This is a genomic window from Kutzneria sp. CA-103260, from assembly GCF_018263855.1.
In the GTDB taxonomy this organism is placed as follows: Bacteria; Actinomycetota; Actinomycetes; order Mycobacteriales; family Pseudonocardiaceae; genus Kutzneria.
This window is the reverse complement of the sequence record NZ_CP073318.1, coordinates 4326459-4339992: the sequence shown is the minus strand read 5'-3', so window position 1 is coordinate 4339992 and position 13534 is coordinate 4326459. Positions and strand designations below refer to the sequence as shown.

Sequence of the window (13534 nt, the reverse complement as noted above, 5' to 3'; positions counted from 1 at the left end):
GTGGCGCCCTCAGCCGCCGGTGATCCCCGGATCCCCGCGCACACCCTAGCCGACAGGCGGGCTAACCTGGGATCACTTGTCACCTGTGCGCTGGAGACCGAGACCCGATGCTTGACCGTGCCGTCATCGACGCGTTGTTCCCCGCCGACCTGCCGGAGCCGGCGCACTGGGAGCAGCGCTACCCGCAGCGGCAGCTCCCGGACGGCGCCCAGGTCACCCGGGTCGGCCCGTCGCCGACAGGCTGGCTGCACATCGGCGCGCTGTACGTCGGGGCGATCAACCGGGACATCGCGCACCGGACCGGCGGCAAGTACCTGCTGCGCATCGAGGACACCGACCAGGCCCGCGAGATCGAGGGCGCGGTCGAGCAGTTCACCCGGGCCTTCGGCTACTTCGGGCTGACCCCGGACGAGATGGAGGGCGTCGGCGAGTACGGCCCCTACCTCCAGTCCGAGCGTGAGCAGCAGTACCTGACCTACGCGCGCGAACTGCTGCGCGAGGGCAAGGCGTACCTGTGCTTCGCCACCGAGGACGAGCTGGCCGACATCCGCCGCCGCCAGGAGGCCAGCAAGATCCCGCCCGGCTACTACGGTGGCTGGGCCATCTGGCGCGACCGCGACGACGCCGACGTGCGGGCCAAGCTGGACGAGGGCGCGCCGTACGTGGTGCGGTTCCGCTCGCCGGGTCAGGTCGACGGCCGGGCCGTGTTCACCGACGCCATCCGCGGCCGGCTGGAGCACGAGGACAACCGCAACGACGTGGTGATCCTCAAGTCCTCGGCCAACGACGTGCGGCTGCCCACCTACCACTTCGCGCACGCCGTCGACGACCACCTGATGCGGGTCAACCTGGTGATCCGGGCCGAGGAGTGGATCTCCTCGGTGCCCACCCACCTCCAGTTGTTCGCGGCGCTCGGCTTCGAGCAGCCGACCTACGCGCACATCGCGCCGCTGATGAAGCAGATCTCCGGCGGCAAGCGCAAGCTGTCCAAGCGCAAGGACCCCGAGGCCTCCGTCGACTTCTACATCGACGAGGGCTACCCGGCCGAGGCGGTGCTGTTCTACCTCAAGGGCCTGGCCAACGGCCGCATCGCCGAGATGTCGCTGGCCGAGGCGCTGGACGCGCCGATCAAGCTGGACGAGATGGGCCTGGCCGGGCCGCTGATCGACATGGCCAAGCTGGACGACATCAGCGCCAACCACATCGCCACGCTCAGCGGCGCGGAGATCGTGGCCGCGGTGAAGGTGTGGGCCGCCGACCGTGACGCCGAGCTGGTGACGGTGCTGGACGCCAACCCGGAGCTGGCGCTGGCCGCGCTGGCGGTGGAGCGCGAGGGCGTCGAGAACCCGCGCAAGGACCTCCGCAAGTGGTCGGACTTCCGCACCGCCTACGGCTTCTTCTTCCCGGAGCTGTTCGTCCCGGTGGCCGCGGACGATTCCCGCATCGAGGGCGTGACGCCGGAGCTGGCCCGGGCCTTCGCCGCCGACTTCGCCGATGGCTACCAGCACCTCGACGACGGCCAGGAGTGGTTCGGGCAGATCCGCGAGCTGGCCGCCAAGCACGGTTACGCGAAGAACGCCAAGGAGTACAAGAAGAACCCGGACGCCTACCCGGGTTCCATCCGCGAGGCCTCACAGATCATCCGGGTCGCGCTGACCGGCTCCACGCGTAGCCCCGACCTGCACGCCGTGGCCACCACGCTCGGCGAGGCCGAGGTGCTGCGCCGGATCGGCGCCGTGGCTGGCTGAAATCCGGCGGAGGTTGGCAAACCGGCTCCTTCTTCGATGCGGCGGACGCGATTAGCGTTCGCCGCATCGTCTTTATGGGGAAGGAAGTTCCGCCGATGCTGGTGCAGGTTGTGTTGTTCGACGGGTTCGACCCGCTCGATGTCGTTGCCCCGTACGAGATTCTGGCCAACGGGCCGATGACGGCCGAGTTGGTGTCCGCGGAGGGGCCGCGTGACGTGCCCAGCGGCATGGGGTTGATGACGCTGCGGGCAGCGTCGCGTTTGGACCCTTCGCGGGCCGACATCGTTGTGGTGCCGGGGGCTTTGGGGGCCATCCCGGACGGCATCACCGAGACGCTCGGTCGTACCCTGTCCACGCCGTTGCCGGGGTTGCTGGCCGAGGCGCTGAACCGGCCCTCGACCACCGTGGCCACCGTGTGCGGGGGATCGATGATCCTGGCGCTGGCCGGTCTGATCAAGGGCCGCTCGGCGACGGGCCACTGGCTTGGGCTGGACATGTTGGCCGCCAACGGGGTCCAGGTCGTGGACGGCCGGGTGGTGGACGCCGGCGACCTGGTCAGCGCCGGTGCCGTGACGTCCGGCATCGATCTCGCGCTGTATCTCTTGGAGCGGGAGTTCGGCGCCCAGGCGGCGATCGAGACCGAACGGCTCATCGCTTATGAGCGCCGTGGAACCGTGTGGCGGGTCAGCCAGCCAGGCTGAACTTCTCGGCGTGCACTTGGCGGTCCGGCACGTTCAGCTCGCGCATGCTGGCCAGCACCGCGTTGGTCATGCCGGCCGGGCCGCACACGAACACGTCCCGGGACCACACGTCCGGCACCAGGTAGCGCAGGCTCTCCGCGTTGAACTGGCCGGCCGACGGTCCACTGAGGACACGGACCACCGGCGCCAGGGCGCGGAGTTCGTCCAGCAGCACGGCATCCCGCTCGTCGCGGACCCGGTAGAGCACCACCACGTGGCCCTGGATCTCCTCCAGCAGCGCGCGAATCGGCGTGACGCCGACGCCGCCGGCGATGAGCAGGGCGTGCTGGTGCACCTGGTTGGCCGTGGTGAACGCGCCGTACGGGCCTTCGGCGTAGACACGCGTGCCGACCTTGAGGTCGCGCAGGGCGGCGCTCGCGGTGCCGACCGCCTTCGCGGTCAGCCGCAGGTACCGGCCGTCCGGCGCGGCCGACAGGGAGAACGGGTTGGCCCGGTGCCACATGCCCTTGGCCAGGAACCGCCACACGAAGAACTGGCCCGCCCGCGCCGGCAGCTCGTGCAGGTTCCGGCCCTCGATGTACACGGAGACGACGTCGGGCGACTCCTGCACGATGCCCGCGACCCGCAGCTGGTAGCGGCGGTTGCGCAGCAGCGGGCGGATCACCCGGCCGGTCAGCAGCAGGCCGATCGCCGTGCCCCACAACAGGATCCAGTAGATCCGGCCGCCGGTGGAGGCGATCGTCGTGCCGGAGACGAACTGGTGGGTGAAGGCCAGCGCCACGATCGCGTAGGTCAGCAGATGGATCGCGTGCCACGTCTCGTAGGGCAACCGCTTGCGGGCGATCCGGGCCGAGGTCGCGCCGACCACGACCACCAGCAGGAAGGCGATGATCGCCAGGAACACACCAGCGAACGTGTCGGAGAGGACAAACACCTCGGAGATCACGTCGTGGGCGTCGTGCTGGGCGTAGCCCGCGACGATCAGCACCACGTGCGCGAGCAGGGCCCACATCAAGCTGAAACCGGTCCAGCGGTGGTAGGACGTGAGGCGATCCATGCCCAGCCGCTCGTCCAGCCAGGGCAGGCGGGCGATGAGCAGGAACTGGCACGCCATCAGCAGGCCCGCCACCAGCCCGGCGATCCGGCCCAGCGTGATCAGGATGTTCGGCGAGGCCCCCGTCACCACCACCAGCGCGGCGACGATCAGCACGTTCACGCCCAGCGCCGCGAGCAGCACGACCCGTGCCGTCGAGCGGCGGTCCGGCGCCGTCCGCACGGCTACCTGGCGGTTCTGGATGGTGGTCACGGGGTCCTCCCGGAGAATCGGCTCGCCCCCACACACGAGCCGCGGCCGCTCCCGGTTCACCTCGGTTCTGGCGGATTTCCGCCGTGGACGTTGTTCGCGGTCCGTCTGGTCACGTCCCGTCGTTAGGGTGTGGCCGTGGGTGATACTCCTTCAGGCGACGCGCGGAGCCCGCAGTGCAACCGCGTCACCCCCACCGGCGACATCGAGGCCTTTCCCCTGCGCGGGGCCTGGACCGGCAACCGTGGCGTGATCCACCGCGGCCGGGACATCGTCCGCTTCCACGCCAGCGACTTGTGGATCACTTGCGCCTTGGAGTTCCGGGGTCGGTGGCGGGAGCAGTGGTTGCCCAACCGCTGGACCCACCTCTACTTCCACGACGAGGCCGTCTCCTTCGCCGCCGGCCACCGCCCGTGCGGCGAATGCCGCCATCGCAGCTATCTGTCCTATCGGGACGCTTGGGCGGATGTCGTCGGGCACCGACCGTCGGCGACGGAGATGAACCGCCAGCTGCACGGTGAACGCATCTTCCGCGGCACTCACCGGCGGCGGTTTCATCAGTTGCCGTGGGGTGGTCTGCCTGTCGGAACGTTCGTGCTCGTGGAGGAAGGCCCGGCGGTGATCGTGGACGATCACTTGGCGCTGTGGACCAGAGATGGTTACCGGGGGTGGAGACCGTTGCCTCGGTCTGGGGAGGCCACGGTGATCACGCCGCCGTCTACGGTGGCTGTGCTGAGGGGTGGTTATTCGGTGCAGATCGATGCTGGGGCTGGGGGTTGAGGGGGAGGGATTTTGAGGGGGCGCTGTGTGGAGTGGGGGTGTGTTGCGTTTGGAGGGTGGGATTTTTGGGTGGCTCCGGGTGGATTTTGCGTGGAGCCTCTGGGCGATGGCATCGAGGCAAAGAAGCGGGCAGGCTGCGCCTGCCTCGATCGCCGACAGCTTATGCCATCGCCCCCCTCCACGCAAAATCCACCCTCCGGAACGAGGAGTGGGTGTCCTTGGGGTGGAATGGTTAACAAAGGGCTTGAATTCACCCGTTAGTGAGTCGAGTTCGATCTTCGGTCGGCGTATTCTGAAGGCATGAAGGAAATCACCCGAGAGCTGGAGTCCATGGAACCCTCAGGGGTCATGGTGGACCTGCTCCTGGGTGTGGATGTCGAGGGCCTTACCGATGATCAGAAGCTCACTCTGCTTATCGTGGCTCGTAAGGCCATGGCGGCTCTCCACTGCGTTGAGCTCAGCCTGGTTCGGGGAATCGAGGACACGGCCGAGATCGCCATGGCGGTTCATGAGCCGGAGCAGTCGGTGGTTCGTCAGAAGGAATACAGCGACGTCCTGGACCGGCTACCCCGATGTGCGGAACTGTTGAGGCGTGGGGAGATCGATGCCCGCCGGCTCAAGACGGTGGATGACCGGGTGGTTCACCTGACCGACCCCGAGCTGATCTCCCAAGTTGACGAGGCCCTGGCGGACGTGGCCCCCGGCCTGACCCACACCCAGCTGGCCCGCCGGGCCACCAAGGCCGTGGCGGAGGCTGACCCTCTCGGCTATGACCAGCGCCGGCTGAAGGCCCGCGAGGACCGGCGGGTGGAGTTCATTCCGCTGCCCGATGGCATGGCCCAGCTCAGCATCATCCTGCCGGCCATCGAGGCCCGCCAGGCCTACGACGTCCTGACCTGCGACGCCCGCTCCCTCCCGAAAGACGACCGCACCACCGACCAGAAACGCGCCGACGCCTTCCTGGACCGCTTCCTGGGCTACGGCGTCGACCGCACCGTCCAGGTCCACGTCACCATCCCGGTGGAGACCTTGATGGGATTGACCGAGGACCCCGGCCTGCTGGACGGCTACGGCCCCATCGCCGCCGACTCCGCCCGCGAACTGGCCATGCACGGCCCCTGGCGCGGCCTCCTCCTCGACAACCGCCGCCACGCCGACGCCATGAACACCCACAAATACCGGGCCGACACCCGGACCCGCGAGTTCATCAAAGTCCGCGACGGCGGCACCTGCACCGCCCCCGGCTGCACCACCCCCATCCAAGAACTCGACCACACCATCCCCTGGCCGGCCGGCAAAACCACCGCCACCCAACTCAAGGGCTACTGCGCCCACCATCACCACCTCAAACACGCCAACTACACCGCCACCCTCGACTCCGACGGAACCCTCCACTGGCTCACCCCACAAGGCCGCCACTACACCACCCACCCCCACCAGTACTGACCGCTCGTTCTTTGACAACTCCACAGCGAAACAGCACCCGAAAAAGAGGAAGAACTGGCCGACGAAGGGCGGGGCCGGAAGGCCAGGAAGAGGGTGGCGAGAAGGCCGCCCGAGCGAAGCGTGGGAGATGGATGCGGGAGGGGCCGAAAAAAGGCCCAGGGGATCTAAATCTAGCCAAAGCGCCAGCGCCGAAAAGCGCGACCGCCCCAGCAACCCCCACCCCTTACCTCGGAGGGTGGATTTTGCGTGGAGGAGGGCGATGGCATAAGCTGTCCGGCGATCGAGGCAGGCGCAGCCTGCCCGATTCTTGCCTCGACTGCCATCGCCCAGAGGCTCCACGCAAAATCCACCCGGAGCCACCCAAAAACCCCACCCAGACCCCACCCCCAAAAACCACCCACCCAAAACCCCATCCCCCGGCTAATCCCCCTCCGCCGCCGAATCTCCCCGATGAGCCGCGGAACCGCCTGCCGGGCCACGGCGATGAAGGAGGCGTTCTCGTCCCCAGCGCTCGTCGGCGACGTCGATGTAGCGGGGCTGCTGGATGAGTGCGGCGGCGACGATCTCGCCGAGGCCGGTGTCGGGGACGGTGCTGACGGCGACAAACCACGGGCCGGAGGTGGCCGCCTGAGCGAGCTCAGAAAGCCCGTCGAGCTCCTGGTCGGTGAGGTTCATGCGCGGATGCTAGGACCGTCCTGTTCACGACATTGGCCCAATTTGCCGGTGCTGAAATTGCGTTGTTCCCGGAGCTGCCCCGGAGTAGCACTGGGATGGTGCGCTTACTGGGAGCGGTTCTCGCCATAATGCTGATGGTCACGCTGGCCCCGGCGGCCAGCGCGGCGGAGGGGCCACAGGTGTCGGGGCCGGTGACGGGCGGCCGGTTGGGCATTCCGTTCAACTCGTCGCCGGTGCCGTTGGGCGCGGCGGGGTACACCGAGCAGGAGTACTTCTTCGGTGGCACGGCCACGGGATACGCGCAGAGCGGCACGTGGACGGGCGACGGGCGGTGGTCGGTGACGCCGGCGGAGCAGGCCCCGTACGAGACGAGGATGCTGGTCCGGCGGCCGGCGGATCCGGCGAGGTTCAACGGCACGGTCGTGGTGGAGTGGCTGAACGTCACGGCCGGCATCGATCTCGACCCGGACTTCCAGTACGAGAACGAGGAACTGCTCCGCGCCGGCTACGCCTGGGTGGGCGTCTCCGCGCAGCAGCTCGGGGTCGATGCCCTGAAGAAGATCGACCCTGGCCGCTACGGGACGCTGAACCACCCGGGTGACACGTTCTCGTACGACATCTTCTCGCAGGCGGCGCAAGCTCTGCGGCACCCGCAGGGGGCGGATCCGTTGCAGGGCCTCAAGCCCAAGGCGTTGATCGCGGACGGCGAGTCGCAGTCGGCGTTCCGGATGGTCACCTACGCCAACGCGATCCAGCCGGTCCAGCGCCTGTACGACGGTTTCCTGATCCACAGCCGTCGGGACGCCGGGGCGCCGATCAACTTGAACCAGCTCTCCCCGGCAGCGTGGACGAGGACGGATTCCGGTGTTCCGGTGTTGACCGTGCAGACGGAGACCGACGTGCTGGCCCCGCTGAACTACTTTCCGGCCGCGCAGCCGGACAATCCACGCTTCCGGCTGTGGGAGATCCCAGGCACCTCGCACGTGGACGCGCACGTGCAGCAACTGGGCCAGGTCGAGATCCAGCGCTTCTTCCCGGGCATCACGTTGCCGCAGTGTGGGCTGCCGCCGAACGACGGCCAGGAGCGCTACGTCATGGACGCCGCGCTGGCGCACCTGAACGCCTGGGTCCGCTACGGCGCCGCACCCCCGGAAGCGGACCGGATCACGATCACCGGGACGCCGCCGGCGATGGTCCGCGACCAGTACGGCAACGCCGAAGGCGGGATCCGCACGCCGGCCCTGCAAGCGCCGGCCGCGACCCTGACCGGAACCGGAAACACTGGCGACAGCCTCCAGTGCACGCTCGAAGGCACGACGGTCCCCTTCACCCCGGAACAGCTGGCCCGGCTGTACCCGACGAACGCCGACTATGTCGCGGCCGTGGGCCGGGCGGCGGCGCAGGCCGTGGTCAAGGGCTTCCTGCTACCGGCGGACGCGGCGGAGATCGTGCGGGACGCCGTCCACTAGCATCGCCGCACGTGATCACCGTCGCGACCTGGAACGTGCTGCACCGCATCCACGCCGAGAACTGGGGCGAGGACGTGGCGACCCACTGGCCGGACGAGTCGAAGCGGGTCGCCGCGATCGCCGGGCGGGTGGCGGAGCTGCCGGCCGAGGTCGTCGCGCTGCAGGAGGTCAGCGGCGACCTGCTGGCGGCCATCCGCGCGACGACCGGCCGCACGGTGCACGCGATGCGCTACCGCCGGGTGCCGCGGCCGCGGAAGATGCCGTCCCAGCTGAAGGACGACACCGAGTACCTGGTGCTGCTGGTCGACGGCCCGAGCCGGGTGATCACCGAGCTGCAGTTCCACGACGACTGGGGCAAGGGCGGGTTGGCCGTGCACACCGCCGGTCTCACCATGGTCGCCACGCACGTCAGCTGGTGGGAGGCGAAACGGGCCGGTCAGCTGGCGAAGCTGCGGGATCTGGCGGTAGAGCCGGCGGTGCTGATGGGGGATTTCAACGCTGACGGCGACACCGTGGTCAGCGGCCTTGGCGAAGGCTTTCGGGTCGCCGAGCTGCCGCCCGGCGCGACCACCCAGGGCGAGCAGGCCATCGACCACGTGATCGTGCGCGGTGCGACGGCCACGAACGCGCGGGTCCTCGACAACGAGGGCCTGTCCGACCACCACCCGGTGCTGGCCACGATCAGTTAGACACGGGGAACCGCTCGTGGCCCAGCACGCTCAGCAGCTGGAGCTTCTCGTGGCCCTCACTGCGTGGGGGAGCGGTCAGCACCAGCAGCGCCTGCGACTGGTCCTCGGTGAACAGGGCCTGGCAGTCGACCTCGATCGGCCCGAGCTCGGGGTGCAGCAGCGTCTTGTGGTCGGCGAACCGCTGCGCGACTTCCTGCCGTTCCCACAGTCCCGCGAACTCCGTGCTGGCCTTCTCCAGCACGGAGACCAGCTCGCCGGCCCGTGACCGGGGGCCCATCTGCCCGTACGCGAAGCGGAGGTTGGCCACCAGTGCCCGGCTCTGCCGGTCGCGGTCGTCCTCGGGATAGATCAGCCGCTGCTGGGGATCGGTGAACCAGCGGTAGATTTCGCTGCGGGCCAGCCCGGTGTACGCGGTGTGATCACCCATCAGCGCCTTGGACATGCGGTTCTGCACCAGCACTTCGCCCAGGTTGGACAGGATGAGCGCGGGCGTGTCGTCGAGCCGGTCCAGCACCCGCAGCAGCGCCGGGGCGACGTGCGCGCCGGCCGAGACCGGTGACGGCGCGTTGCGGCCGGCCACCCGGAACAGGTAGTCCCGTTCGTGATTGGACAGCCGCAGCGCCCGGGCCAGCGCGGCCAGCATCTGCTCGCTCGGCTGCGGGCCCCGTTCCTGCTCCAGACGCGTGTAGTAGTCGGTGGACATCGCCGCCAGCGACGCGACCTCCTCGCGGCGCAGGCCGCTGGTCCGGCGGCGGGCGCCGGCCGGCAGCCCGACGTCCTCGGGGCGCAGCGCCTCCCGTCGCGTCCGGAGGAAGGAGGCCAGTGCAGCTCGGTCCATACGCCAAGTATCGGCGGGAGGCCGGACGCCAGCCAGGGATCGCGAATCCCCCGATGAGTGCTCTCTGCACACGGCTCTCGAACCCGAGCAGGGTTACGGCCATGGACATCACCGGAAACACCGTCTTCATCCCCGGCGCGACCAGCGGCATCGGCCTCGCCTTGGCGCTGGCCCTGAAGGACCGGGGCAACAAGGTCATCGTCGGCGGCCGCCGCACCGCGCTGCTGGAGCAGATCGCCGTCGAGCACCCCGAGATCGACACCGTGCTGATCGACACCGCCGACGCCGGCAGCATCGAGGCCGCGGCCAAGCAGGTGCTGGCCCGGCACCCCGAGCTGAACGTGCTGATCGCGATGGCCGGCATCATGCAGGTGGAGGACTGGCACAAGCCGGAGGGCTTCCTGGCCTCGGCCGAGGCCATCGTGACCACCAACCTGCTCGGGCCGATCCGCCTGGTCGCGGCGTTCGTCGAGCACCTGCAGACCCGTCCGGACGCCACCATCGTCACCGTCTCCTCGGGCCTGGCCTTCACCCCGCTCAAGGTCACGCCCAGCTACAACGCCACCAAGGCGGCGATCCACATGCTCAGCGAGTCGCTGCGCATGCAGCTGGCCGACACCACGGTGAAGGTGGTGGAGCTGGTGCCGCCGTCGGTGCGCACCGCGCTGATGCCCGGCCAGGAGACCAGCGACTTCGCCATGCCGCTGGACGAGTTCGTCGACGAGGTCGTGATGCTGCTGGAGACCCGCCCCGACGCCAAGGAGATCCAGGTCGAGCGGGTCAAGTTCCTCCGCTACAGCGCGGTGAACGGTGAGTACGACCAGGTCGTGGCCACGCTGAACCACAGCGACCCGCACGGCAAGTGAGGCGCGAAAACCGCACGCGCCGCCGGCCTGGTCCGTGCCAGAATCCGCCGGGTGCAGGAGTTCCGCGGCTTTGACGGCCTGAGCATCGCGTACCAGGAACTGGGGGAGGGCCGGCCGGTCGTGCTGCTGCACGGCGTGATGGGCGTCGGCTCGCAGTGGATCGACCAGGGGCCGGCCCGCATGATCGCGGACAGCGGCTTCCGGGTGATCCTGCCCGATCTTCGCGGGCACGGCGCGAGCGCCCGTCCGCACGACCCGGCCGCCTATCCGCCCGACGTGCTCGCCGACGACGGCCTGGCCCTGGTCGAGCACCTCGGTCTCGACGACTACGACCTGGGCGGCTATTCGCTGGGCGGCCGTGTGACCTTGCGCATGCTGGTTCGCGGCGCCCGGCCGCGGCGGGCGGTCATCGCCGGCCAGGGCCTGGACGCGGTCGAGGGGGAGACCAGCCGGACCGGCGGCTACCGGCGGACGCTGACCGCGATCGCCACCGGCGGCGAGCTGGACCAGGCCGGACAGCAGACCAAACACTGGCTCGACCAGCTCGGTCAGGACCCGAATGCCCTGCTCCACGTGCTGGACACCCATGTCGCGACGCCGCTGGAGGCGTTGGCCGAGATCGACGTGCCGACGCTGGTGGCGATCGGGGCGGACGACCGCAGCCACGCCTCCGCCGACCGCTTGGCCGCGGCGCTGCCCTCCTCGCGGTACGTGCGGGTGCCCGGCGACCACTGGAGCGCCTTCGCCGGCCCGGAATTCGGCTCGGCGGTCCTCGGCTGGCTTCGAAACATTTCGGCGATGTAACCGGTAACATCCCGGCTCATGCGTGGTGACGCTCCGACGCTGGCGGAGATCGCGAGGGCGGCGGGAGTGTCCACTCCGACCGTGTCCAAGGTGCTCAACGGGCGGTCCGACGTCGCGCCGGCCACCCGGGCTCGCGTCGAGGAGCTGCTGCACCAGCACGGTTATCGGCGCCGGGCTGCCGGTCCGCCGTCGCGGCTGTTCGACCTCGTGTTCCACGAGCTGGAGAGCGCGTGGGCGATGGAGGTCATCCGGGGCGTGGAAAACGTTGCCCGGCAGGAGAAACTCAACGTCGTGCTGTCCGAGGCGGCCGACCGGCACTCGCCCGGGCAGTCCTGGGTGGACGGTGTGCTGGCCCGCCGGCCGACCGGGGTCGTGCTGGTGCTGTCCGACCTCGACGCCGCGCAGCGGGCCCAGTTGGGCAGCCGGGAGATCCCTTTTGTGGTCCTGGATCCCGCCGGTGACCCGGCCGACGGGGTGCCCGCCGTCGGCACCAACAACTGGCACGGCGGGCTCAACGCCACCCGACACCTGATCGAGCTCGGGCACCGGCGGATCGGCATCATCGGCGGGCCGTCCCGGATGCTGTGCAGCCGGGCCCGGCTCGACGGCTACCGGGCCGCCCTGGAGACGGCCGGCCTGCCCGTCGACCCGAAACTGGTGCGGGAGGGCGACTTTCACACCGAGGCCGGCTACAGCGCCGGCCGCGATCTGCTCTCCCTGCCGCAGCGGCCCACCGCCGTCTTCGCCGGCAACGACCTGCAGGCCCTCGGCGTCTACGAGGCCGCCCGCGAGCTCGGCCTGACCATCCCCGACGACCTCAGCGTCGTTGGCTTCGACGACCTGCCCCTGGCCCGCTGGGTCGGCCCGCCCCTGACCACCGTGCGCCAGCCGCTGGTCGCCATGGCCGAAACCGCCGCCCGGCTGGCGTTGCAGCTGGGTCGGGGTGAGCGGCCCGCGTCCACCCGGGTGGACCTGGCGACGTCGCTGGTGATCCGGCACAGCACCGCCCCGCCCCGCCTGCTGGCGCCGTCGGTTTAGGCCCAGGCGGTCGAAACCTTTCGACCGTTGACGGGTCCCCGCCTTGCTCCTACAGTCTGGCGAACCGGTTCGCGAACCGGTTCGCGACAAGGAGGCCGCGGGTGAACATCGGTGAGATCGCCAAGCTGGCGGGAGTGTCCCGGAGCACGGTCTCGTACGTGCTGAGCGGGAAACGGCAGGTCAGCCCGGAGTTGCACGAGCGCATCACCCGCGTGATCGAGGAGTCCGGGTATCGGCCCAACGCCACCGCGCGGGCCCTGGCCGAGGGATCGACCCGGACGATCGGGCTGGTCATACCGCCGACCGGCCCGCACCTGTCGGTGGACCAACTGCACTTCGTCGGGGCCGTGGCCGAGGCGGCGGCCGAGCGGGACTACGACGTGTTGCTGTCGCCAAGCGGGCCGGAGCGGTTCGACCGCATGATCACCGAGCGGCGGGTCGACGGCGTCATCCTGATGGAGACCCTGCTGCGGGACGCCCGCGTCACCGGGCTCATCGAGCAGGGCTTCCCGTTTGTCACCATCGGCCGCACCGGGGCCGACGACGCCCACGGCTGGGTCGACCTCGACTACGCCGGCCTGGTCACCGAGGGCGTCCGCCGGATGCATGCCTTGGGGCATAAGAACATCGCTCTCGTCAACCGCCCCCAGGAACTGCTGGACCACGAGTACGGCCCGGCCTTCCGGGCCGCCGACGCCTTCGAGAAGGCCACCGTCGAGCTGGCCGGCCTCGCCGTGTGCTGCGACGACAGCGACGACGCGGCCGCCGGCTGCCTGGCCTCGATCCTGGCCCAGGCCCCGGACACCACTGCCATCCTCACCATCAACGAGCGCTCCCTTGCCGGCCTGATCGCCGCCCTTTCCGCCGCTGGCAAGGACATCCCCGCCGACATGTCCGTCCTGGCCATCACCTCCGTCCGCAACGCGACGGCCCTGCGCCCCCAGATCTCCGCCGCCGACGTCCCGGCCGCCGCCATGGGCGAGGCCGCGGTCGATGCCCTCCTGCACCGCATCAACTCCGCCGCCGCCCCCGCCCCGAACGTCCTGCTCACCCCGGAGTTCGTCGACCGCGGCAGCATCGCGGCCCCACGCGCCTGACCCCGCACCTCGCCCGACCCTGCACCTCACCTGACTCCGCACCTCACCTCACCTCACCTCACCTCCGCGAAGGAGCCTTC

General features: G+C 69.7%; 13 protein-coding genes. 10 read left to right on the top strand and 3 right to left on the bottom strand.

Annotated elements, in window-relative coordinates; translation table 11 throughout:
• Window positions 1-107 precede the first annotated feature (107 nt).
• Entirely contained in the window at window positions 108-1748 is a 1641-nt protein-coding gene (locus JJ691_RS18550) for a glutamate--tRNA ligase (protein WP_211770001.1), read from the top strand.
• Between the two features lie 95 nt (window positions 1749-1843).
• Window positions 1844-2449: a DJ-1/PfpI family protein gene (locus JJ691_RS18545; protein ID WP_211770000.1), complete on the top strand. Its 606-nt coding sequence runs from the start codon at window positions 1844-1846 to the stop codon at window positions 2447-2449.
• On the opposite strand, the gene JJ691_RS18540 is transcribed toward JJ691_RS18545, so the two are convergent.
• On the bottom strand, window positions 2433-3755 hold the full coding sequence (locus JJ691_RS18540) for a ferredoxin reductase family protein (RefSeq protein ID WP_442912731.1): 1323 nt from the start codon (window positions 3753-3755) through the stop codon (window positions 2433-2435). The genes JJ691_RS18545 and JJ691_RS18540 overlap by 17 nt on opposite strands.
• A 135-nt stretch (window positions 3756-3890) precedes the next feature.
• Between JJ691_RS18540 and JJ691_RS18535 the strand changes: the two genes are divergently transcribed.
• Together JJ691_RS18535 and JJ691_RS18530 are read left to right on the top strand one after the other, a co-directional pair.
• Window positions 3891-4532: a hypothetical protein gene (locus JJ691_RS18535; protein WP_211769999.1), complete on the top strand. Its 642-nt coding sequence runs from the start codon at window positions 3891-3893 to the stop codon at window positions 4530-4532.
• Window positions 4533-4832: 300 nt separating this feature from the next.
• Window positions 4833-5978, top strand: a complete 1146-nt coding sequence (locus JJ691_RS18530) for a DUF222 domain-containing protein (RefSeq protein ID WP_211769998.1) — start codon at window positions 4833-4835, stop codon at window positions 5976-5978.
• Window positions 5979-6398: 420 nt separating this feature from the next.
• On the opposite strand, the gene JJ691_RS18525 is transcribed toward JJ691_RS18530, so the two are convergent.
• Window positions 6399-6653: a hypothetical protein gene (locus tag JJ691_RS18525; RefSeq protein ID WP_211769997.1), complete on the bottom strand. Its 255-nt coding sequence runs from the start codon at window positions 6651-6653 to the stop codon at window positions 6399-6401.
• Between the two features lie 134 nt (window positions 6654-6787).
• On the opposite strand from JJ691_RS18525, the gene JJ691_RS18520 reads away from it, so the two are divergent.
• Together JJ691_RS18520 and JJ691_RS18515 are read left to right on the top strand one after the other, a co-directional pair.
• On the top strand, window positions 6788-8122 hold the full coding sequence (locus tag JJ691_RS18520) for an alpha/beta hydrolase domain-containing protein (protein ID WP_249228019.1): 1335 nt from the start codon (window positions 6788-6790) through the stop codon (window positions 8120-8122).
• Window positions 8123-8133: 11 nt separating this feature from the next.
• Window positions 8134-8811 (top strand): endonuclease/exonuclease/phosphatase family protein, encoded by a 678-nt coding sequence (locus JJ691_RS18515; RefSeq protein WP_211769996.1) that lies wholly within the window; start codon window positions 8134-8136, stop codon window positions 8809-8811.
• On the opposite strand, the gene JJ691_RS18510 is transcribed toward JJ691_RS18515, so the two are convergent.
• Window positions 8804-9649 carry a helix-turn-helix transcriptional regulator gene (locus tag JJ691_RS18510; protein ID WP_211769995.1) on the bottom strand — a complete coding sequence of 282 codons (846 nt, stop codon included), beginning with the start codon at window positions 9647-9649 and terminating at the stop codon, window positions 8804-8806. The two genes, JJ691_RS18515 and JJ691_RS18510, sit on opposite strands and share 8 nt — an antisense overlap.
• Window positions 9650-9750: 101 nt before the next feature.
• On the opposite strand from JJ691_RS18510, the gene JJ691_RS18505 reads away from it, so the two are divergent.
• From JJ691_RS18505 to JJ691_RS18490, 4 genes are all read left to right on the top strand, one after another.
• Window positions 9751-10515, top strand: coding sequence for an SDR family oxidoreductase (locus JJ691_RS18505; protein ID WP_211769994.1), 765 nt, complete (start codon window positions 9751-9753; stop codon window positions 10513-10515).
• Window positions 10516-10566: 51 nt separating this feature from the next.
• On the top strand, window positions 10567-11319 hold the full coding sequence (locus tag JJ691_RS18500) for an alpha/beta fold hydrolase (RefSeq protein ID WP_211769993.1): 753 nt from the start codon (window positions 10567-10569) through the stop codon (window positions 11317-11319).
• A gap of 18 nt (window positions 11320-11337) precedes the next feature.
• Window positions 11338-12357 carry a LacI family DNA-binding transcriptional regulator gene (locus JJ691_RS18495; RefSeq protein ID WP_211769992.1) on the top strand — a complete coding sequence of 340 codons (1020 nt, stop codon included), beginning with the start codon at window positions 11338-11340 and terminating at the stop codon, window positions 12355-12357.
• Window positions 12358-12458: 101 nt separating this feature from the next.
• Window positions 12459-13454 (top strand): LacI family DNA-binding transcriptional regulator, encoded by a 996-nt coding sequence (locus JJ691_RS18490; protein ID WP_211769991.1) that lies wholly within the window; start codon window positions 12459-12461, stop codon window positions 13452-13454.
• Window positions 13455-13534 lie beyond the last annotated feature (80 nt).

Coding starts and splice junctions, on each gene's coding strand:
- JJ691_RS18550 (WP_211770001.1), top strand. CDS start 108: ATGCTTGACCGTGCCGTCATCGACGCGTTGTTCCCCGCCGACCTGCCG.
- JJ691_RS18545 (WP_211770000.1), top strand. CDS start 1,844: ATGCTGGTGCAGGTTGTGTTGTTCGACGGGTTCGACCCGCTCGATGTC.
- JJ691_RS18530 (WP_211769998.1), top strand. CDS start 4,833: ATGAAGGAAATCACCCGAGAGCTGGAGTCCATGGAACCCTCAGGGGTC.
- JJ691_RS18525 (WP_211769997.1), bottom strand. CDS start 6,653: ATGAACCTCACCGACCAGGAGCTCGACGGGCTTTCTGAGCTCGCTCAG.
- JJ691_RS18520 (WP_249228019.1), top strand. CDS start 6,788: ATGGTCACGCTGGCCCCGGCGGCCAGCGCGGCGGAGGGGCCACAGGTG.
- JJ691_RS18510 (WP_211769995.1), bottom strand. CDS start 9,649: ATGGACCGAGCTGCACTGGCCTCCTTCCTCCGGACGCGACGGGAGGCG.
- JJ691_RS18505 (WP_211769994.1), top strand. CDS start 9,751: ATGGACATCACCGGAAACACCGTCTTCATCCCCGGCGCGACCAGCGGC.
- JJ691_RS18495 (WP_211769992.1), top strand. CDS start 11,338: ATGCGTGGTGACGCTCCGACGCTGGCGGAGATCGCGAGGGCGGCGGGA.